The sequence below is a fragment of the Streptomyces sp. JLYT201 genome (assembly GCF_059448825.1).
This window is the reverse complement of record NZ_CM182551.1, coordinates 1,454,560-1,474,529: the sequence shown is the minus strand read 5'-3', so window position 1 is coordinate 1,474,529 and position 19,970 is coordinate 1,454,560. Positions and strand designations below refer to the sequence as shown.

18 protein-coding genes are annotated in these 19,970 nt (G+C 70.2%); 16 read left to right on the top strand and 2 right to left on the bottom strand.

Features of this window, described 5'->3' with window-relative positions:
- Nucleotides 1-59: 59 nt before the first annotated feature.
- Genes AC5WAM_RS06260 through AC5WAM_RS06250 form a run of 3 tightly spaced genes read left to right on the top strand, consistent with a single transcriptional unit; the run spans nucleotide 60 to nucleotide 2,808 of the window.
- Nucleotides 60-1,367, top strand: coding sequence for a lysine N(6)-hydroxylase/L-ornithine N(5)-oxygenase family protein (locus AC5WAM_RS06260; protein WP_495523513.1), 1,308 nt, complete (start codon nucleotides 60-62; stop codon nucleotides 1,365-1,367).
- Nucleotides 1,364-1,609, top strand: a complete 246-nt coding sequence (locus AC5WAM_RS06255) for an MbtH family protein (RefSeq protein WP_366794667.1) — start codon at nucleotides 1,364-1,366, stop codon at nucleotides 1,607-1,609. The genes AC5WAM_RS06260 and AC5WAM_RS06255 overlap by 4 nt, the downstream gene beginning before the upstream one ends.
- Entirely contained in the window at nucleotides 1,606-2,808 is a 1,203-nt protein-coding gene (locus tag AC5WAM_RS06250; protein WP_495521890.1) for a cytochrome P450, read from the top strand. Before AC5WAM_RS06255 ends, AC5WAM_RS06250 begins: the two co-directional genes overlap by 4 nt.
- Nucleotides 2,809-2,916: 108 nt before the next feature.
- On the opposite strand, the gene AC5WAM_RS06245 is transcribed toward AC5WAM_RS06250, so the two are convergent.
- A complete protein-coding gene (locus tag AC5WAM_RS06245) occupies nucleotides 2,917-3,492 on the bottom strand; it encodes an LmbU family transcriptional regulator (protein WP_138963456.1) in 576 nt (191 codons plus the stop codon).
- Between the two features lie 405 nt (nucleotides 3,493-3,897).
- On the opposite strand from AC5WAM_RS06245, the gene AC5WAM_RS06240 reads away from it, so the two are divergent.
- The 12 genes from AC5WAM_RS06240 (at nucleotide 3,898) to AC5WAM_RS06185 (ending at nucleotide 17,533) form a co-directional block, all read left to right on the top strand.
- Nucleotides 3,898-4,137, top strand: coding sequence for a hypothetical protein (locus tag AC5WAM_RS06240; protein WP_366794669.1), 240 nt, complete (start codon nucleotides 3,898-3,900; stop codon nucleotides 4,135-4,137).
- On the top strand, nucleotides 4,134-4,622 hold the full coding sequence (locus tag AC5WAM_RS06235) for a Clp protease N-terminal domain-containing protein (protein ID WP_366794670.1): 489 nt from the start codon (nucleotides 4,134-4,136) through the stop codon (nucleotides 4,620-4,622). The genes AC5WAM_RS06240 and AC5WAM_RS06235 overlap by 4 nt, the downstream gene beginning before the upstream one ends.
- Before the next feature lie 487 nt (nucleotides 4,623-5,109).
- On the top strand, nucleotides 5,110-6,075 hold the full coding sequence (locus AC5WAM_RS06230) for an ABC transporter ATP-binding protein (protein WP_495521889.1): 966 nt from the start codon (nucleotides 5,110-5,112) through the stop codon (nucleotides 6,073-6,075).
- Nucleotides 6,072-6,917, top strand: a complete 846-nt coding sequence (locus tag AC5WAM_RS06225) for an ABC transporter permease (RefSeq protein ID WP_495521888.1) — start codon at nucleotides 6,072-6,074, stop codon at nucleotides 6,915-6,917. Before AC5WAM_RS06230 ends, AC5WAM_RS06225 begins: the two co-directional genes overlap by 4 nt.
- Nucleotides 6,918-7,816: 899 nt before the next feature.
- Nucleotides 7,817-8,431 (top strand): response regulator transcription factor, encoded by a 615-nt coding sequence (locus AC5WAM_RS06220; protein WP_366789340.1) that lies wholly within the window; start codon nucleotides 7,817-7,819, stop codon nucleotides 8,429-8,431.
- Between the two features lie 269 nt (nucleotides 8,432-8,700).
- The gene (locus AC5WAM_RS06215) at nucleotides 8,701-9,408 is read left to right on the top strand and encodes an FMN-binding negative transcriptional regulator (protein ID WP_495521887.1); all 708 of its coding nucleotides are present in this window, start codon (nucleotides 8,701-8,703) and stop codon (nucleotides 9,406-9,408) included.
- A gap of 10 nt (nucleotides 9,409-9,418) precedes the next feature.
- The gene (locus tag AC5WAM_RS06210; RefSeq protein WP_495521886.1) at nucleotides 9,419-10,117 is read left to right on the top strand and encodes a thioesterase II family protein; all 699 of its coding nucleotides are present in this window, start codon (nucleotides 9,419-9,421) and stop codon (nucleotides 10,115-10,117) included.
- A 13-nt stretch (nucleotides 10,118-10,130) separates the two neighbouring features.
- Nucleotides 10,131-10,961 carry a mycofactocin-coupled SDR family oxidoreductase gene (locus AC5WAM_RS06205; RefSeq protein WP_495521885.1) on the top strand — a complete coding sequence of 277 codons (831 nt, stop codon included), beginning with the start codon at nucleotides 10,131-10,133 and terminating at the stop codon, nucleotides 10,959-10,961.
- A 37-nt stretch (nucleotides 10,962-10,998) separates the two neighbouring features.
- On the top strand, nucleotides 10,999-13,971 hold the full coding sequence (locus AC5WAM_RS06200) for an amino acid adenylation domain-containing protein (RefSeq protein WP_495521884.1): 2,973 nt from the start codon (nucleotides 10,999-11,001) through the stop codon (nucleotides 13,969-13,971).
- Nucleotides 13,972-14,056: 85 nt separating this feature from the next.
- The gene (locus AC5WAM_RS06195) at nucleotides 14,057-15,244 is read left to right on the top strand and encodes a cytochrome P450 (RefSeq protein WP_366789345.1); all 1,188 of its coding nucleotides are present in this window, start codon (nucleotides 14,057-14,059) and stop codon (nucleotides 15,242-15,244) included.
- A gap of 26 nt (nucleotides 15,245-15,270) precedes the next feature.
- Nucleotides 15,271-16,461, top strand: coding sequence for a cytochrome P450 (locus tag AC5WAM_RS06190; protein WP_366789346.1), 1,191 nt, complete (start codon nucleotides 15,271-15,273; stop codon nucleotides 16,459-16,461).
- A 16-nt stretch (nucleotides 16,462-16,477) separates the two neighbouring features.
- Nucleotides 16,478-17,533 carry a methyltransferase gene (locus tag AC5WAM_RS06185; RefSeq protein ID WP_495521883.1) on the top strand — a complete coding sequence of 352 codons (1,056 nt, stop codon included), beginning with the start codon at nucleotides 16,478-16,480 and terminating at the stop codon, nucleotides 17,531-17,533.
- Between the two features lie 30 nt (nucleotides 17,534-17,563).
- Here AC5WAM_RS06185 and AC5WAM_RS06180 read toward each other — a convergent pair whose 3' ends face one another.
- Entirely contained in the window at nucleotides 17,564-18,019 is a 456-nt protein-coding gene (locus AC5WAM_RS06180) for a flavin reductase family protein (RefSeq protein WP_495523512.1), read from the bottom strand.
- Nucleotides 18,020-18,341: 322 nt separating this feature from the next.
- Between AC5WAM_RS06180 and AC5WAM_RS06175 the strand changes: the two genes are divergently transcribed.
- Entirely contained in the window at nucleotides 18,342-19,940 is a 1,599-nt protein-coding gene (locus AC5WAM_RS06175) for a tryptophan halogenase family protein (RefSeq protein ID WP_495521882.1), read from the top strand.
- The last annotated feature ends 30 nt before the right edge of the window (nucleotides 19,941-19,970 follow it).

Sequence of the window (19,970 nt, the reverse complement as noted above, 5' to 3'; positions counted from 1 at the left end):
GACGACGGCGGCCGCCGGCCGATGCCGGTGGAAGAAGACGAAGGGACTTCCCCGTGGACATGAAAGGACCGGACACCTACGACGTCGTGGGCATCGGCTTCGGACCCGCCAACCTCTCCCTCGCCATCGCGCTGGAGGAGCACCCCGAGCCGTTCACCTCCGCGTTCTTCGAACAGCGGGCCTCGCTGAGCTGGCACCGCGGCATGCTGCTGCCGTCGGCGAAGATGCAGGTCTCGTTCCTCAAGGACCTGGCCACCTTCCGCAACCCCACCTCGCCCTACAGCTTCGTCGCCTACCTGCACGCGTCGGGCCGCCTCGCGAGGTTCGTCAACAACCAGGACTTCTATCCGACCCGCAAGGAGTTCCACGACTACCTGGAGTGGGCGGAGGCCAGGCTGCGCCCGCGCGTCCACTACGGCTCGCGGGTCACCGCCCTGCGCACACCGGCCGGGGCCCGCACGCCGCTGGACCACGCCCTGCTCACGGTGTGCGACACGGCCCCCGGCGGCGCCACCCGCCTGGTGAAGGCGCGCAACGTCGTCATCGCCACCGGGCTCGTGCCGAGGATGCCGGCCGGGGTGGAGGCCGACGCGTCCGTGTGGCACAGCTCGGAGTTCCTCGACCGGTTCCGGCGGCACCACCGCCCGCTGCGGCGCGTGGCCGTCGCCGGGGCGGGGCAGAGCGCCGCCGAGATCGTCGGGTTCCTCCACGACGCCCTGCCGGACGCGGAGATCTACGCGATCGTCCCGGCGTACGGCTACTCGATCGCGGACAACACGCCGTTCGCCAACCAGGTCTTCGACCCGGACGCGATCGACGACTACTTCCACGGGACGCGGCGCTCGCGCGACGCCTTCTGGCACTACCACAAGAACACCAACTACTCGGTGGTCGACAGCGAGGTCATCAAGGACCTCTACCGGCGGGCCTACGACGACGACCTCGCGGGCACGGAGCGGCTGCGCTTCCTCAACCTGACGCGGGTGGCGGGCGTGAAGTCCGTCCAGAACGACGTCCGGGTCACGCTGCACTCGACGGCCCGCGAGGAGTCCTACGACATGGACCTCGACGTGCTGGTCTGCGCCACCGGGTACGAGCCCATGGACCCCGCGGCGGTCCTGGGCGACCTCGCCCCCTGGTGCCTGCGCGACGCCGAGGGACGGCTCCACGTCGACCGGGACTTCCGGCTCGTCACCGCGCCCGGCCTGCACTGCGGGATCTATCTGCAGGGCGGCACCGAGCACACCCACGGACTGTCCTCGTCGCTGCTGTCGAACCTGGCCACGCGCAGCGGCGAGATCACCGTGTCGATCGCGAACAGGCTGGCCGGTGCGAGCGCCGGCGGAGACAAGGGAGTCCGTCCATGAGCGCCAACCCCTTCGACGCGGCGGACGGGGACTTCCTCGTCCTGGTCAACGACGAGGACCAGCACACGCTGTGGCCGTCGTTCGCTCCGGTTCCCCAGGGCTGGCGCGTGGTCTTCGGCGCCGCGCGGCGGGACGCGTGCCTGGCGTACGTCGAGGAGCACTGGACCGATCTGCGGCCCCGGAGCCTGCGCGCGGCCATGGCCGCACCGGCCGACGGGCCGAGGGCGGGTGCGGAGCGATGACCTCCCTTGCCGAACGGTGGGGCATCCACCCCGATCAGTTCTGGTTGTACGGCCGCCCGCCGGAGCGGCCCGTGCGGTACGACGAGGCCATGGACGCCTGGAACGTCTACGGTCACGCGGAGGTGCTCGAGGCCCTCGGCCTGCCCGGGGCCTTCTCGTCGGCGGAGACGGCGCGGCTCATGCCCGACAACGCCGGTGACTCCTTCACCGAGGGCGATCTGCTCCAGATGGACCCGCCCGACCACCGCTGGCTGCGCGACGTGGTGCGGCACGCCTTCACGCCGAAGGTCGTGGCCGAGCTGGAGCCCCAGATCACCCGGCTCGCCCGCCAACTCCTCGACGCCGTCCGGGACGAGGACGAGTTCGACCTGATGACGTCGATCGCCTACCCCCTGCCGGTGACGGTGGTGGCCGAGCTGCTCGGCATCCCGGTCGGGGACCGCCATCTGTTCGAGGCGTGGATGACCGGAGTGGTCGGCGAGATGGGCGACACGTCTCTCGCCGACAGCGCCGAGGAACAGGAACGCGCCTTCGGGGCCGCGATGGAGTACATGCGCGCGATGCTCGGCTACTTGAGAGAGCACATCGCGCGGTGCCGCCGCAGCCCCCGGGACGACCTGCTGGGCGGGCTGCTCGCGGCCGAGCTGAACGGGCGGCGGCTCGGTGACGAGCACATCGTCGGCTTCGCCAAGATGCTGCTCATCGCCGGGTACCTGTCGACCACGATGCTGCTCGGCAACACGGTGCTGTGCCTGGATCACTTTCCCGGCCAGCTGGCACGCGTCCGGGCGGACCGCACGCTCGTGCCGGGTCTGATCGAGGAGTCCCTGCGCTATCTGAGCCCGGTCGCGGCGACCTACCGGGCCACCGCCACCGACGTGGAGCTGGCCGGGCAGCGGCTGCCCGCCGGGAAGATGGTCCTGCTGTGGTTCGGCGCGGCGAACCGAGACGAGCGCATCTTCGCCGACCCGATGGCGTTCGACCCGGGCCGCACGCCCAACCCGCAGCTCGGCTTCGGCCGGGGCATCCACTTCTGTCTGGGCGCCGCCCTGGCGCGGATGGAGGGCCGGGTCACGTTGAACATGCTCCTTGACCGCTACGCGGAGCTGCGCACCGATCCTGACAAGCCCCCCACCTTCATGCAGGCGCCCGACACCATGGGCGTCTCGTCGCTGCCGATCCGCGTCCGCGCCGGCTGAGCCGCGCGGGAGTCACGGGCGGGCGGGGCACGAGCCACGCGGAAAGGCCCGGCGCCGTCCCGCGACCCACGGGGTCGGGGGCGGCACCGGGCGGCGGGGCGTGCGCCGTCATTCCACGGCGACGGCCGCTTCGTCGAGCACTTTGGCCATCCAGTCCTGGAGCGGCATGCCGACCGTGTCCGCGGCGTGCGTCCACAGGTCCTTTCGGCCGGCGTCCAGGCTCATGACGAACTTTATGGATTTCTCGGTCAGTGCTTCGTCCGCCGTTCCCTGGGTCTGGCGCAGTTCCTTACGCAGTCGCCGGGTCGACCATTTCTCTCTTTCCGCCTGTTTCAGCCAGCGGTCCTGGTCCGCTTTCGGCAGGGCGGCCACCTCGGCGTGGTGCTGGAGGCTCAGTGCGTCGCGCCGCCGGGAGGGCGGGAACCTCCGGGCCACCCAGGCGTAATTCCGCAGGGTCTTGTAGTCGAGCGTTGTCTCGTCGAGAACGACGCGATATCGCTCGGGGAACCTGTTCTCCCCGTACACCAGCCAGTCGCCGAGCCACCAACCGGAAGAGTTGGAGATCATGGTCAGGTTGCATCCGATGTGCCGCCAGGATTCGAAGGTCAGGCCCGCGGGGATGCGAAGCTCGGCACGGCGCGTCTGGATGCCGACATCGTTGCCGAGGCCTGCCGTGACGAACATTCTGTCCCTGTTCCCCGCCGCCGTGGGTCGCGTCGTATGCGAGCCACGCGTGCCACCGGACCGGTTTCCGGCCCTCGGTTCGGTCAGTGCCAGGTCCATGTTTCTCTCCACTGGTTGGAACCCGGATAAATGAGTAATCGTCCCTCCGTTTTGTGGTGCGCGCATATGAACGTGCGTAGGGGAATTGCGACTGGGCACAGTATGCACGAGTCAATCGCGTGTACGCCATTGCAAACTTCATGCGTTGGTCGTGAAATTCTCACGGGAAAAGCGTGAATTGGTCCCGGCGTGCGGACGATGATCGTCCAGTCCCGGTGGGGTCGCGGTCGGGGCGCGGCCCGTGGTCCGGCTCCCCGCTGAGCAACCTGACTTGACAAGCTTCGGTAGTCAACCTAGGTTGCTTACATGGCGAGTGTGAGTGAGAGGGCCGTGTCACAGGACCCCGCCGAGCAGCTGGCGGCGGTGGTGGCGCTGCGGCGACTGGCCGATCAGATGGAGGACGCCGCCGTGGAGAAGGCCATGCGGACGGGCTGGAGCTGGATGGAAGTCGCCGAGGCGCTCGGCGTGACACGCCAAGCGGTCCACAAGAAGCACGCCCGGCGTCTGATCGATGTCGGGGTCGAGTTGAAGAGGAGGATGAAGTGAAGCGACAGCTCTTCGACGACTACGCCGGAGCCATCCTGGAAGCCGGCGCGCGCGAGGCCCAGCAGGCGGGCTCCGTGACCATCGAAGCGGAGCATCTGCTCCTGTCGATCGCCGCCGAGCGCGAGAGCGCGGCGGGGCAGGCGCTCGGCTCGGCCGGGCTCGACCCCGGCACGATCCGCGAGGCGCTGCGGCAGGAGTTCCGGGCGAGCCTGGAGGTGGCGGGCGTGTCGATCGCCGAGCGCGACCTGCCCGCGCCGCAGGCGTCCACCGCGCCGCCCTCGAAGATGGGGCAGTCCGCCAAGCTGGCCCTGGAGCGCGGCGTGACGGCCGTCCAGAACAAGAAGGACCTGCGGCCCGGGCACCTGCTCCTCGGCATCCTGCGGCTGGAGCACGGCACCGTCCCCCGCGCCCTGTCCGTCGCGGGAGTCGACCGCGGCGCCCTGAGGCAGCGCGTCGAGCAGTCGCTGCGCGACGACCAGGCCTAGCCGAGCGGTCCGGGGCGGCCCGGGCCGAGACGTACCCGCACGGCGGTCGGAGCTCCCGCCCCCACGGCGGCTTCGGCGCCGAACGGCTGGGCCCGTCCAGCGAATCGACCACGAGCCGGCTCCGGCGCCGGGTCCACGCGCCGGCCGCCGCCACCGTGCTCGCGGCGGTCTTCCCCGCCCCCCGCTCGCGGCGGCCTTCCCCGCCGCCCGGCGGCGCCGCGTGCCGCGTGGGGGAGCGCCGCACCTCACCGCCGGTCGACCCGCGGCGGCACCCCCTGAAGCCCGCGCTCCTCGCGGGCCCTCCTCGCTCTCCCCGAAACCGTCGTCACGTCACGACACGCCACGCCGACGGCTCGCGGCCGCGCGCCCTCTCCGCCCGGACGGAGACCGCCCGCCCCGCACACCCCGTACGCCCCACCCGTGTTCCGGTCGAGCGGCGACGACGTCGGCCACCGATACGACACACCTTCCTCAAGGGACGGCCCCGATGGACGACTTACACCACGACACGAGAGGCAAGCCGATGAAACCGAGCGACGAAGTCGCCCTGAAGGTGGACGGGCTGCGCATGCGCTACGGCACCAACGACGTCCTCAAAGGCGTGAACTTCCAGGCGCGCAAGGGCGAGGTGCTGGTCATGCTCGGCCCCAACGGAGCCGGCAAGACCACCACCATCGAGATTCTGGAAGGCTTCCGGAAGCGGTCGGCCGGGCAGGTCGACGTCCTCGGGGTCGACCCGGAGCGCGGTGACGAGGCCTGGTGGGCCCGCGTGGGTATCGTCCTGCAGTCCTGGCGGGACCACGCGAAGTGGCGGGTGCGCGAACTCCTCGCCCACATGGGCACCTACTACGCCGCCTACGCCACCCCGGACGTCCAACGCCCCTGGGACACGACGGAGTTGATCGACCACGTCGGCCTGACGGAGCACGCCGACAAACAGGTCAGGATGCTCTCCGGCGGACAACGCCGACGCCTCGACGTGGCGATCGGCCTGGTCGGCCGCCCCGAGGTCCTGTTCCTCGACGAGCCCACCGCCGGCTTCGACCCGGAGGCGCGGCGCACGTTCCACGACCTCATCCTGGACGTCGTCGCGACGCAGGAGACCACGATCATGCTCACCACGCACGATCTGGCCGAGGCGGAGAAGCTCGCCGACCGCATCATCATCCTCAACGAGGGCCGGATCGTCGCCGACGGCACGGCCGGCGAACTCGCCGAGCGGTTCGTCGGCGAGGACGAGGTGCGCTGGTCCATCGAGGGCCAGCGGTACGTGCGGTCGGTGAGCGACTCCACGCGGTTCGTCCGCGAGCTGTTCGAGCGGCACGGAGGGGCCGTCGCCGACCTCGAAGTCCACCGGTCCTCCCTGGAGGACACCTATCTGTTCCTGGTGCGCCGGGCCGAATCCGGCCGATCCGAGACCCGCACCGACGAGGTGAAGGTGCCGACGCCATGAATCCCGCCACGACACCGATGCGCTCCGGGCTCTCCCGCGGCCTGATCGAGCTGCGCCAGGCATTCGACCGCTCCGAGCTGATCAACCAGCTGCTGTGGCCCGTGCTGACCCTCACCGCCGTCTTCTTCCTGCGCAGCAAGGAGTTCCAGGACAGCGGATTCAAGCTGGGCACCCTCGTGATGCCCAGTGTCCTCGGCATGTTCATCGCCCTGGGAATGCTCCTCATGATCCAGTACCTCACCGTGGAGCGCGAGGACGGCACCCTGCTGCGCGCCAAGGCGCTGCCGCACGGCATCCGCGCCTACTTCCTGGGCAAACTCGTGACCACGTCCGGGTCGATCGTGGTGTACCTCGCGATCCTGCTGATCCCCGGGACGTTCATCGTCGACGGGCTGAGGCTCGACGCGGTGAGCGCCTGGCTCACCCTGGCCTGGGTGCTGGCTCTGGGACTCGTGGCCACGCAGTCCATCGGGGCCGTGCTCGGCGCCCTGGTGTCCAACCCGCGGGCGGCGGGCGCCATGTCGGTCCCGGTCATGGGCCTGATCGGCATCTCCGGGATCTTCTACCCGATCACCTCGATGCCGGACTGGCTCCAGTGGGTCGCCCAGATCTTCCCGGTGTACTGGCTGGGCCTGGGCATGCGGTCCGCGCTGTTGCCCGAGGACATGGTCGTGGTCGAGATCAACGACTCCTGGCGGCATGTGGAGACCCTCGGCGTCCTCAGCGCGTGGGCGGCCCTGGGGCTGATCCTCGCTCCGCTCGTCCTGGGCCGGATGGCGCGGCGCCAGTCGGGCGCCCGCGTCGCGGAGTACCGCGAGAAGGCCCTGCAACGCACCGGCTAGGACCGGGCGAACGCGACCGCTCACCACGGTCGGGGCGGCCGGGACACCGGCCGCCCCGACCGTCGTGCGCCCGGCCCGCGCGGCCTGTGGCCGGAACGGATCTGGCGGCGCGCGGCCGCAGAAACATGCGTCGTGAACGAAATTGTGGGGCTGCTGATACGACGTCACCGGGCGGCAATGAGCCACATGCCGCACCAGAATTCCCGGGGGGCATCGAGCTTCCCCGAAGACATCGGCCGTGGCATGATGGGCAGTCACCTGGAGCCCTTTCACGGTACATCGAGGTACGGGTAGTGAAACCTCGACCGCCGAGGGGCTCCATGCTCGTTCCCGGTCCGGTGTCGTGCTCGTGTGACCGGCGCCCGCTGCTCACTCCGGGCATGACGTCCCGCTCGTTCGGATCACGTTCGCTGATATCGCCCCGGCACGGAGATTCTGAGAAGAGGGGAGTTGCACACATAGTGATCAGCCTGACTGCCGCTCGCACCGGCATCGGCCGCGGTGGAGCCGCTGCGAGGATCCCGTGCACGCCGACCACTCGGATTTCCGCCCCACAGCGATCGGTCCGTCCCGAGACCAGTTCGAGGGCCACGGCTTTCGGACGCCCTTTTGATCACACGGGGAAAATCTGATGACGACACCGAATCGAGTCGTGATCCTCTCTCTCGAAAGAGCCGCCGACGCGTATCGGGACAGCGCCTCTTCCTCACGCCGCACCGCCTCTCGCCGGACACGCCGACCGGCGTGGTCCGGTTGACGTACGCACCGATCAAGCGGCAGAGCGTTCAACAGTGGGCCTGCGAAGGTCCAGCAGACACCCACGGCCCATCCCGCTCCGGCAGGATTTCCTGACTGCGGTGGCGGTTCCCGGTATGTCCTGTTGAGGCAAGAGGTGAACCATGCGGGTGCTGAAAGTGCTGGTCGCCGACGAGCAACACATGGTTCGTGGGGCGCTGGTGAATTTACTGGAGACGGAACGTGACCTTCAAGTGGTGGCCAGCATCGGCCGCGGCGAACTCGTCATTCCGGCCGCCCTGGAATGTCATCCCGATGTCGCGATCATCGACCTCGACATCGCCCGGCTCGACGGCCTGACCCTGGCGGAGACGATGCACGAGGCCCTGCCGACCTGCCGGACGGTGATTCTCTCCGGCCTCGCGCGACCGGGCGTGCTGCTGCGGGCGCGCACGGCCCACGTGGCCGGCCTGTTGCTCAAGACGGCCCCGTCCGAACGGCTCGCGGAGGCCGTGCGCGAGGTGGCGTCCGGCCACCGCCTCGTCGATCCCCAACTGGCCACGCTCATGTGGGACGTCGGGGAGAATCCGCTGTCGGAACGGGAGGCCGAGGTGCTGCGGTATGTCGCGCAGGGGGCCGAACCCATAGAGATCGCCACCGCCCTTCAGTTGTCGGTCGGCACGATTCGCAATTACCTGACGGCGGTGGTTGCGAAACTGAATGCGCGCAACAGGGTCGACGCCGTCCGCATCGCGACGGAGACCGGCTGGCTACCTTGACCGGCGCCCCCGCGCTCGTCCGCGAAATGATCCTGGTAATGGCGCGCATTCGTCTGTACGGTAACCACGCTCAGGCCCCGTGGAACAGATCCGGGTGCCCCGGGAGACCGGCAGGCAAAGACCGTGATCTCCGCACTCGATTCGGGGCCATTCGACGGAGCGGCCCTCGATGTCCCGGCAGCAGGACATCGCCCGGTCTCACCTCACCTGAAGCCCGATCGACCCGGCTGTGGAGACCGACTCGGCAGCGAGAGCGGAAGGAGCGTTCCGTGTTCGTTCCTCGTGTCTACCGCGAGCCCGAGGAGTCCTGGAAAATAGATCTTGTACGTGGGAACCCCCTGGGCCAATTGATGAGCAATGGAGCGGAAGGAGAGGCCCCGTGGGTGACTCATGTGCCGATCATCATTGACCCCCGGGTGACCGAGCCGGTGACCTCGCTGTCCGGCGCCACCTTGTGGGGACACATGAACATTGGGAATCCCCATTGGCGTGCTCTGGGACCGGCCACACCCGTGGCCGTGACGTTCAGCGGCCCGCACGCCTATGTGTCACCGACGGTGTACGAGACCCGGCCCGCGGCACCCACCTGGAACTTCACGGCTGTCCATATCGCGGGCGTACTGCGTAAGGTTGATTCCACCGCCGAGACGCTGGCGACGGTGCAGGAGACGGTCCGGGCATACGAGCGTGAATTCGGGGCCGGCTGGTCCATGACGGAATCCGTCGAATACTTTCGCCGGATTCTGCCCGGCGTAGGAGCCTTCCGGATCGCCATCTCCCTCGCGGACGGCATGTTCAAGCTCAGCCAGGAGCAACCCCCGCACGTGCGCGAGCGCGTCCGGGCCTCATTCGCGTGCGAAGCGTCCACCGCCCATCGTGATGTCGCGGCGTTGATGGGCCGACTCGGCACGGAGGACCGCGAAACCGTCTCGGCGCGACCGGCCGCGGCGCGACCACCGTCCATGGGTACGCCTTAGCGAGGAAATCATGACTGCAGTGTCCTTCCCGCTGGTCTGCCTCCCCTTCGCCGGGAGCGGCGCGGGCTTCTACCGCGCCTGGAGCAAGAGACAGGACCACGGCGTCATGGTGCTGCCCGTGCAACTGCCGGGCCGCGAGGAGCTGTTCTGCGAGGAACCGTTCACCGACGTCGTCGAGGCCGCCGCCGCGCTCGCCCCGCAGGTGGCCGAACTCGTCGCTGGAGTACCCCGGTTCGGCCTCTTCGGGCACAGCCTCGGCGCCGTGCTCTCGTACGAGATCGCCCGCGAACTCGGCAGACTCGGCAGAGCCGGCCTCGCCCACCTCTACGTCAGTGGCTCTCCCGGGCCCTGGACCGGACGCGACGACCGGGCGACGGGCCTGGACGACGACCAGTTCCTCGCCCGTGTCCAGGACTTCGCCGGATACCGGCACGCGGCGTTCGACGACCCGGACCTGCGCGACCTGCTGCTGCCCCCGCTCCGCGCCGACGTGGCCATGCACGAGAACTACAAGCCCTCGTCGAACGAACCGCTCGACGTGCCGGTGACCGCACTGCGCGGTGCCGAGGACGCGCTCGTCACGAGGGAGCACGCGCGGCAGTGGCGCGAGGTCACCAGGGGCCCGTTCAGCTATCGCGAATTCCCCGGCGGGCACATGTACGTGACCGACGGGCCCGACGCCCTGCTGCGGGCCCTCGGCCGCGACTGAACCGGGCGCGGGCATGGGCAGTTCACTCGAAGGCAAGGTCGTCGTGATCACGGGAGCCGCGCGCGGCATCGGCCGTGCGTGCGCCGTCCGGTTCGCCCGCGAGGGCGCCGACCTGGCGCTCCTCGACATCGCCGCGGACCTGCCGGGCGTCGGCTACCCCCTCGGCGGCCCCGAGCAGCTCGGCCACACCGCGACCCTGTGCGAGCGGGAAGGCGGCGCGGTCCTCACCGCGGCGGTCGACGTGCGTGATCCGCGGGCCGTCCAGGCGGCGGTCGCCGAGGCCCTCGACCGGTTCGGTTCGCTCGACGGGCTGGTCAACAACGCGGGCATCGCGGCACCGGCCGGCGTCCCGGTCCATGAGATCGCCGAGTCCGACTGGGCGCTCATGCTCGACGTCAACCTCTCCGGCGCCTGGCGCATGATCAAAGCCGTCGCCCCGGCGATGGTGGAGCGGGGGACCGGCAGCATCGTCAACGTCTCCTCGACCGCGGGCCTCGTCGGCTACCGCGACTTCGGCGGATACGTCACCGCCAAGCACGGCCTCGTCGGCCTGACCAAGGCGGCGGCGCTGGACTACGCGCCCCACCGGGTACGGGTCAACGCGCTGTGCCCCGGGTCCGTACGCGACGATCCGCTGGTCGAGGGGCGGATGCTCCGGGAGATCGGGCACGCGCTGCGGCTGCCCGACGACGAGCACGAGCAGCTCTTCCTGCGGGACCAGCCCATGAACGCCCTCGTCGAGCCCGCCGACGTCGCCGCCGCCGCGCTGTGGCTGACCGGGGACGAATCCCCCCGGGTGACGGGCACCGTGCTCACCGTCGACGCGGGTTTCACCAGCAGGTGAGCGGCCGAGACCACTCCGACACGGCAGGGGGCCGGGCATGGCCACGACGACCGGGACACCGCCGCGCGCGGCCGGGGGAGCGAGGCCCTCGGCCGCACTCCACGACCTGCCGCCCTTCCGGCACGCCCGGCCCGAACAGGGCCGCGCCTGCCACGCGGTGATCGTACGGCTGCCCCGTGCGGTCCGGCCGGCGCAGGTCCACCAGCGGTGGGACGCGGCCCTGCGGCACTGGCCCGCGCTGCACGACTCGCGGCTGTGGGAGACCGCCGTTCCGGCGCCGCCCGAGGCGCCCCGTGCCCGCGAGCGGACGCGCCGCGAGGCACTCCGCCCGGTGCGCGAGGCCGCACCGCCCCTGCGCGCGGTCCTGCTGCGGTACGCCGACGACAGTGCCGGCCTCGTGCTCGCGGCGAGGCGCTCCCGCGTCCCTCGTGCCGTACTCGACCAGGTCGCCGACCTCCTGGTCACCGGCTCGGCACCCGGCCCGCCCCCGACCCTGCCTGACGGGTCGGAGCCCCCGCCGCCGCGGTGCGCCGGCCTCCCCTGGGGGCTGCCCGACCCTGGACGCGCCGGTACCGTCCGGGTGCGCCCGCTGACCCTGCCCGAGCCCGTCACAGGAGGCGGCGGACGGCTGGTCATCGGTGCCGTGGCGCTCGCCCTGGCGCGCTACTCCGGCGCCACGACGGCCGAGGTGGGCCGGCTCGACCCGGGCCTCGGCCCGGGCCCCGGCGTGACCGTCACCGTGGAAGGGATCGACGAGGACCGGAGCCTGGCCGACTATCTCACCCAGGTCGACGCCGCGCTCGGCGCCGCCCCCGACGCGACGGCACGCACCGAACGGCCCGGCGTGGGCATCGTGTTCTCCCCGGGGCGGGACGACCCGGGGCGGGACGACCGGATCCATCTGCCGTTCCAGGCGCCCCCCTTCCCCTGCACGCTCCAGGTCATGGAGCGGGCCGACGGCTCGGTGGAGTCGTTCTGCTGGTTCGACGAAGGGGCGCTCTGCCCCTCCGTCGCGGCCGCGTTCTGCGCCGGCGTCGAGCGGTTGGCCGGATGCCTCGCCGAGGGCGCGGGGGAGGGCGAGGCCACCGCGGGCCCGGGAGCCGTGCCGTTGTCGGCGCTCCCCTTCCTGGACGCGGACGAGACGGCCCACGTCCTGCGGCTCGGCGGTGGCGGCCGCCCGCGCCCCGGCGTCGGCGACGTGCGGATCGAGCAGCGCTTCGAGGAGGTGGCACGGGCGCGGCCGGACGCGGTGGCCGTCACGGGCGACGGCTCGGAGCTGACCTACCGCCGGCTCGACGAGCGCGCCGACGCCGTAGCCGCGGGCCTGCGCGCCCTGGACCTGCCCCCGGCCGGCAAGGTCGGCGTCTGCCTGGACCGCGACGCGCCCCTCGTGATCGCCCTGCTCGGCGTCCTCAAAGCGGGATACGCTTACGTGCCCATGGACCGCGGCTACCCGCCGGAGCGGCTGCGGTACATCGCCGAGAACGCCCAGGTCCCCGTGGTCATCACCGACCACGCCTCGTTCCCGGCGAGCGCCGGCGTGCGCACGGTCGGACTCGACGACCTGGCCACGGCGACGGCTACGCCCACGGCCACGGCCACGCCTACGGCCACGGATCGCGGTCATCGGTCGCCGCCGCCCCGCTCCGCCGACGACCCCGCGTACGTCATCTACACCTCCGGATCGACGGGCCGCCCCAAAGGAGTGGTCGTCCCCCACCACAATGTCCTCTCCCTCCTCTCCGCCACCGCCCCGGAATTCTCACTCGGCCCCGAAGACGTCTGGACGCTTTTCCATTCCGCCGCGTTCGACTTCTCGGTCTGGGAGATCTGGGGCTGCCTGCTGACCGGCGGACGGCTCGTCGTCGTGCCCTATTGGACGGCACGGGACGCCGAGGGATTCCGCGCGCTTCTGCTGGCGCAACGCGTCACCGTGCTCAATCAGACTCCCTCGGCGTTCTCCGCACTGGCCCAGGCGGACCGCGGGGCGCGGGGCGACCTTCTCGTACGGCTCCTGATATTCGGGGGCGAGCCGCTCGACGTGCGTCTGCTCGCCCCCTGGTTCGCCCGCTATTCCCCCGCACGCTGCCGCGTGGTGAACATGTTCGGAATCACGGAGACCACTGTCCACGTCACCGCGCATTCCGTCACTCCGGCCGATGTGACCGGAGAATCCCGTTCGGTCGGCCGCCCGCTGCCGGGCTGGTCGGTCTCCGTACGCGATCCCCGCGGCCGGGTGCTCCCCCCGGGGGCGGCAGGGGAGATCCACGTCGGCGGCGCGGGCGTCGCCCACGGCTATCTGGGCAACCCCGAGCTGACGCGGCAGCGCTTCGTCCTGGACGACGTCTCGGGCGAACGGCTCTATCGCAGCGGCGACAGGGGCAGGCTGCGCCCCGACGGGCGACTCGACCACCTGGGCCGCCTCGACGACCAGGTCAAGATCCGCGGTCACCGCATCGAACCGGGCGAGATCCGGTCCGTCCTGACGGCCGACCCCCGGGTGGGCGCGGCCGTCGTCACGGTCACCCAGGCCTCCGCGGCCGACCCCGCGAGCAGCCGGATCGACGCCTACGTGGTGCTCGTCGAGCCGTGCGACCCCCGGCAGATCCTCGCCGACGCCCGCCGGGTCCTGCCGGACTACATGACCCCGACGACCCTCACCGCGGTCCCCTCGATCCCGCTCACCACGAACGGCAAGCCGGACCTGGCCCGGCTCCCGGCGCCCGCCACCCGCGCCGGACAGCACTCCGGCGCGGTACGGGACCCGGACCCCGGCCGCGACGACGTGGCGGGGCGGGTCCTCGCCGTCTGGAGCCACTGCCTGGACACCGACGCGACCGCCGACGACAACTTCTTCGAACTCGGCGGCAACTCGCTGTTGATCCTGCGCGTCATCACCGCCATGCGGGAAAGGGGACTTCCTCGGGTCGCCCCCCGCGACTTCTACGTCAACTCGACCGCGAGCCGATTCATCAAGCTGGTGGAAGAGCGCTGCGCCGACCAGAGTTGAAGCGATTCCTTGACAGCCGCAAGACCATCTTGAACGATGGGCTGGCCTGCATTTTCAGAGACTCCCCGGAAGGACGTGTTCGGAAATGCACGTTGACGAATGGGACGTCCACCCGAAGCATTTATGGCTGCATGGCCGACGCCCGGGAAAGATCGTTGATTATGACGAGACCCTGAAAATGTGGAACGTCTACGGCTATCCGGAGGCCGTCGAAATCCTCACCCAGCCCTCGATATTCTCGAACAACTGCGGACGACTTGACGTCGGCGAGCTGCCCGAGGACATCTGCGCGGGCGACTTCTCCCAGATGGACCCGCCCGAGCACCGCACGGTGCGCGGCCTGGTCGAGTTCGCCTTCACACCGAAACTGGTGGCCGACCTGGAGACCCGCGTCGAGGCCCTCGTCCACGAGATGCTGGACGACCAGGCAGGCAAGGACGGCTTCGACCTGGTGGCCGAGGTGGCGACACCGCTGCCGCTGACCGTGATCTGCGAACTCCTCGGAGTGCCGCGCGAGGACCGCGCCCGGATCCACCACTGGTCCCAGAAGATGGTCGACGACTCCGGGGACTTCGAGTCGCCCGAGGCCGCCCAGGAGGACGTGCACGCGCTCCAGCGCGCCTTCGACCTGCTCCGCGAGATGCGCGAGTACTGGACCGGCCTCGCCGAGGTGCGGCGGCGCGAGCCGAGCGAGGACCTGCTCAGCCACCTCGTGCACGCGGAGGTCGAGGGCGAGAAGCTGAGCGAGACGGAGGTGTTCAACATCGCCAACCGGCTGGTGATCAACGGCCACCACAGCACGTCGATGCTCCTCAGCAACACCATGCTGATCCTGGACGCCTTCCCCGACCAGGCGGCCCGGGTCCGCGCGGACCGCTCCCTCGTGCCCACCACGATCGAGGAGTCGCTGCGGTACATCTCGCCCATCTCGGCGGTCGGCAAGGCCACCAACACCGACGTCGTGGTGGCCGGGACCCGCATCCCCAAGGACCAGGTGGTCATGGTGTGGACGGGCGCCGCCAACCGCGACGAGCGCGTCTTCACCGACCCGCACACCTTCGACCCGGCGCGCACCCCCAACCCCCATCTGGGCTTCGGCCGCGGCGTCCACTTCTGCGTGGGCAGGCGCCTGGGACGCATGGTCGCCAAGACCGCGGTGAACGTGCTCCTGGACCGGTGCCCGGCCCTGCGCACCGACCCGGACCGTCCCCCCTCGTTCATCCAGATCGCCGACGCCGGAGGCATGGACAGCCTGCCCGTCCTGGTCAACTGACCCACCCAGCGCAGGGAGAGCCCACCATGACCACGGTCGTCGACCGGTGGAACATCCACCCCGAGCACCGCTGGCTGCGCGGCGAACGAGCCGACCCGGCCATCCAGTTCGACGAGACCCAGAACCTGTGGAACGTCTACGGACACGCCGCGTGCCGGGAGATGCTCAGCGACTACCGGACCTTCTCCTCCGGCACGGCCCGCCTGCTGCCCGTCAGCGTGGACGCCTCCCTCATGGAGGGCGACCTCTCCCAGATGGACCCGCCGGACCACCGCAAGTACCGCAAACTGCTCACCCCGGCCTTCGCGCCCAGCCGCATCGCCGCGATGGAGCCGCGGATCGCCGCGATCACCGACGAACTGCTCGACGCCGTCACGGGCAAGCCCGACATCGACCTCGTCGCCGACCTGGCCTATCCGCTGCCGGTCATCGTCGTCGCCGAACTCCTCGGGGTCCCGGCGAGCGACCGCGCCCTGTTCAAGGGCTGGGCGGACAACGTCATCGAGAGCTTCAGCGGGTTCACCTCCCTGGACACCGAACAGGGGCCCGAGGACATCCGCGAGGGCACGCGGCAGCTGCAACCGCTCCTGGAGTACCTGGGCGGGCACATCGCCGAACGCCGCCGCCGGCCCCGCGAGGACCTGCTGACCGTGCTCGCCACCGCCGAGATCGACGGCGAACGCCTCACCGACAACGAGGCGGTCAACATCGCCAACATCATGCTGATCACCGGGCACATCACCACCTCGATGGTGCTCGGCAACACCGTGCTCTGCCTGGACGCCTACCCCGAGCAGGGCCGGCGCGTCCGCGCGGAACGGTCCCTGGTCCCCGGCGCCATCGAGGACGCACTGCGGCTGCTGCCGCCCGCGACCGTGCTCACCCGCGCCACCGAGACCGAGGCCGAGGTCTGCGGCCTGCGCGTCCCGAAGGACCAGTTGATGTTCCTGTGGCTGGGCGCGGGCAACCGCGACCCCCTGGAGTTCCAGGACCCCGACCGCTTCGACCCCACCAGGGACCCCAACCCGCACTTCGGGTTCGGCGGGGGCATCCACTTCTGCATCGGCGCCGGCCTTGCCCGCCTCGAAGGACGCATCGCGCTGAACGCGCTCCTCGACCGCTTCCCCGTGCTGCGCACCGACCCGGACACCCCGCCCAGCTTCTTCGACACGCCCGACATGATCGGGGTCAACAAGCTTCCCCTCCACACCGTCTGACGAGGGAGCCACCACGATGCAGTCCCCCCTTCCCGCCATGGTGTCGGGCTACGTGTCCTCGCAGATCGTCCACGCGATGGCGGAACTGGGCCTCGCCGACGCACTCGCGGACACCCCGCGCGGATACACCGAGTTGGCCGAGCGCACCGGGACCGACCCGGCCGCCCTGCGCCGCCTGCTGCGCGCCCTGGTCGGCCTCGGCCTCGTGGAACAGCTCGACGCCGACCGGTTCGCCCTCACCCCGCTCGGCGGCCGGCTGCGCACCGGGACGCCGGACTCGCTCCGCGACGACGTCCTGCTGTCCGTCACGCCGGAGCTGTGGCAGGCGTGGGGCGCGCTCACCCACGCCGTCCGCACCGGTGAGCCCTGGCGGCACCCCGGCACCGGGCTCACGGCCCACGAGTCGGCGCTGCGCGACCCGCGGACGGCGGCGCTGTACCGCGAGGCCAAGGCGCGCAGCTCGCAGGAGTTCACGCCCGGCCTCGCCGAGGTGTACGACTTCTCCCGCTTCCGTACGGTCGTCGACTTCGGCGGCGACGACGGCGCCCTCATGGCCGCGGTCCTGTCGTCCGCCCCCGAACTGCACGGCGTCCTGTACGACCTGCCCACCGCGCTCGACGGCGTCAGGGCCACCCTCGACGCGGCGGGGGTCGGCAAGCGCTGCGACGTCGTCGAGGGCGACGTCACGGGCCGGATCCGCACCGACGCCGACGCCTACCTGCTCAACCACCTGGTCCGGGACGTCGGCGACGACGCGGCGGTCGCCCTGCTCGCCCGGTGCCGGGCCGCCATGCCCCCCACCGCCCGAGTGCTCCTGTTCGAGACCGTGATGCCGCCGCTGCTCACCTCCGCCGACTCCGCGAGCTTCGGGCTCACCGACCTCAACAACCTCATCTACACAGGTGGCCGCGAACGCACGGCGGAGGAGTACCGGGCACTCCTGGAAGCGGCGGGATGCACGTTCGTCGCGGCCACCGCCGTACCGGCCGCCGACGGGCTGCCCGACTACCACGTCATCGAAGCCGCGCCCACGCCCGCCGAAGGCGCCACGACAGGGCCGGGGGAGAGGTGAGCGATGCGGTACGGGAGTCCAGGACCCGCCTCAGGAGTGTGGCCAGACGCTGTAGCGGCGCAGCCCGTACAGCAGCGGACGGCAGCGCGAACCGTTGGTCACCCCGTAGACCTCGCCGAACACGATGACGTGATCGCCCACGGGCTGCGGCGTACGGGTCCAGCAGTCGGCGACCGCGTGCGCGTCCTGCCGCAGGTGCGGACCGGCGCAGTCGCCGTCGAGGTGCCAGGGCACGCGGTCGAACCGGTCCTGGGCGCCCGAAGCGAACAGCTCGGCGGTCGTCTGGGCCTCGGCGTGCAGCAGGTTCACCGCGAATTCCCCCCGGTCCACCACGGCCGCCAGCGTCGGGCTCTTTCCGCGCAGGCACACCAGCAGGGTCGGCGGATCGAGCGTGACACTGCATAACGACGAGCAGGTCATCCCCCACGGACGGTCGTCGAGATCGAGCGCGGTGACCACGGCCACTCCCGTCGGGAAACCACGCATCATCGCGCGGAATCCCTCGCCCCTTGTTGCCGCCCTGTCCCTGTGTTCGATCGACTCTGTCATTCCTGCCCTCTTTCTGCCGGCATCGAGCCAACGGTCGCATGCCACACCCATGAAGGAATCATCAACGGACGTGACGCGGGAGGATTTCGACTGACGGGAACGGAGCATCGCGAAGGGGCCAAGCGGTGGCCCGAACGGATCACCGTGGCGCAGCGCCCCGGGCACTGAAGCACAGCGAACGTATCACTGGCCGCCCGGCTCCGAAACCTTCGGATTCCAGCGAGTTCTCTCACACCGCGACCACGACAAGGAGTGCCCCATGGACGACAACCGCATACGGAACCTCGTCATTCTGGGCGGTGGTACCGCGGGATGGATGTCGGCGTGCTATCTCGGCAAGGCTCTCGGCCCCCAGGTGAACATCACGCTCCTGGAAGCGCCCGCGATCCCGAGAATCGGCGTGGGCGAGGCGACCATCCCGAACCTGCACAAAGTCTTCTTCGACTTCCTCGGCCTCGCCGAAGAGGAGTGGATGCGCGAGTGCAACGCCAGTTTCAAAGCGGGGATCAGGTTCATCAACTGGCGCACGCCCGGCGCGGGCGAGAGCGCGGCGCGGCCCGCGGCCGACGGCCGCGGGGACCACTTCGACCACCTCTTCGGGCTGCTCCCCGACCACGAGAACCTGCCGCTGTCGCACTACTGGACGCACCGCAGGGCGTCCGGCGCGACCGACGAGTCCTTCGACCGCGCCTGCTACGTACAGCCCCCGGTCCTCGACCACAACCTCGCGCCGCGCCACCTCGACGGCACCAGGTGGACGAACTACGCCTGGCACTTCGACGCGAACCTGGTCGCCGACTACCTGCGCCGCTTCGCCACCGGGAAGCTGGGCGTGACCCACGTCAAGGACCGCTACACACACGCCGAGATGGACCACCGCGGGTTCGTCACGGCCATCAACACCGAGACCGGCAACCGACTGGAGGCCGACCTCTTCGTGGACTGCTCCGGCTTCCGCAGCCTGCTGATGAACCAGGTGATGCGCGAGCCGTTCCTGGACATGAGCGACTACCTGCTCAACGACAGCGCGGTCGCCACCGCGGTCCCGAACGACGACGAGAAGGACGGCATCGAGCCCTACACCTCCGCCATCGCGATGTCCTCCGGCTGGACCTGGAAGATTCCCATGCTCGGCAGGTTCGGCACCGGCTACGTCTACTCCAGCCGCTTCCAGTCCGTGGATTCGGCGACGACTGAATTCTGCCGGATGTGGAACCTCGACCCGGAGACGCAGCCGCTCAACCAGATCAAATTCCGGGTGGGCCGCAACCGGCGGGCCTGGGTGCGCAACTGCGTCGGCATCGGCCTCTCCTCCTGCTTCGTCGAACCACTGGAGTCCACCGGCATCTACTTCATCTACGCTTCCCTCTACCAGCTGGTGAAGCACTTCCCGGACAAACACTTCGAGCCGATCCTGGTGAAGCGGTTCAACACCGAAGTGGAGAAGATGTTCGACGACACCCGGGACTTCATCCAAGGGCACTTCGGCTTCGCGCCCCGCAATGACACACCGTTCTGGCGGGCCTGCAAGGAACTCGAATTCTCCGACGACTTCGTCGAGAAGGTGAACATGTACAAGGCGGGCCTCTCCGTGGAGACACCGGTCGTCGACGAGAGCAACTACTACGGCAACTTCGAGGCGGAGTTCCGCAACTTCTGGAACAACTCCAGCTACTACTGCATCTTCACGGGGCTCGGCATGCTCCCGGACCACCCGCTGCCGTCGCTGTCCCTGCGGCGGGAGGCCGTGGAGGCGTCGGGCGCCGTCTTCGCCGACATCAAACGCCGACAGGCCGAACTCGTCGACACGCTGCCGTCGACCTACGAGTACCTGCGCAGGCTGCACCACGGGCAGTAGCGTTTTGCCGGACCGCGAACGGAGAGCCGG

Coding starts and splice junctions, on each gene's coding strand:
- AC5WAM_RS06260 (WP_495523513.1), top strand. CDS start 60: ATGAAAGGACCGGACACCTACGACGTCGTGGGCATCGGCTTCGGACCC.
- AC5WAM_RS06255 (WP_366794667.1), top strand. CDS start 1,364: ATGAGCGCCAACCCCTTCGACGCGGCGGACGGGGACTTCCTCGTCCTG.
- AC5WAM_RS06250 (WP_495521890.1), top strand. CDS start 1,606: ATGACCTCCCTTGCCGAACGGTGGGGCATCCACCCCGATCAGTTCTGG.
- AC5WAM_RS06245 (WP_138963456.1), bottom strand. CDS start 3,492: ATGTTCGTCACGGCAGGCCTCGGCAACGATGTCGGCATCCAGACGCGC.
- AC5WAM_RS06240 (WP_366794669.1), top strand. CDS start 3,898: ATGGCGAGTGTGAGTGAGAGGGCCGTGTCACAGGACCCCGCCGAGCAG.
- AC5WAM_RS06230 (WP_495521889.1), top strand. CDS start 5,110: ATGGACGACTTACACCACGACACGAGAGGCAAGCCGATGAAACCGAGC.
- AC5WAM_RS06225 (WP_495521888.1), top strand. CDS start 6,072: ATGAATCCCGCCACGACACCGATGCGCTCCGGGCTCTCCCGCGGCCTG.
- AC5WAM_RS06220 (WP_366789340.1), top strand. CDS start 7,817: ATGCGGGTGCTGAAAGTGCTGGTCGCCGACGAGCAACACATGGTTCGT.
- AC5WAM_RS06210 (WP_495521886.1), top strand. CDS start 9,419: ATGACTGCAGTGTCCTTCCCGCTGGTCTGCCTCCCCTTCGCCGGGAGC.
- AC5WAM_RS06205 (WP_495521885.1), top strand. CDS start 10,131: ATGGGCAGTTCACTCGAAGGCAAGGTCGTCGTGATCACGGGAGCCGCG.
- AC5WAM_RS06200 (WP_495521884.1), top strand. CDS start 10,999: ATGGCCACGACGACCGGGACACCGCCGCGCGCGGCCGGGGGAGCGAGG.
- AC5WAM_RS06195 (WP_366789345.1), top strand. CDS start 14,057: ATGCACGTTGACGAATGGGACGTCCACCCGAAGCATTTATGGCTGCAT.
- AC5WAM_RS06190 (WP_366789346.1), top strand. CDS start 15,271: ATGACCACGGTCGTCGACCGGTGGAACATCCACCCCGAGCACCGCTGG.
- AC5WAM_RS06185 (WP_495521883.1), top strand. CDS start 16,478: ATGCAGTCCCCCCTTCCCGCCATGGTGTCGGGCTACGTGTCCTCGCAG.
- AC5WAM_RS06180 (WP_495523512.1), bottom strand. CDS start 18,019: ATGCGTGGTTTCCCGACGGGAGTGGCCGTGGTCACCGCGCTCGATCTC.
- AC5WAM_RS06175 (WP_495521882.1), top strand. CDS start 18,342: ATGGACGACAACCGCATACGGAACCTCGTCATTCTGGGCGGTGGTACC.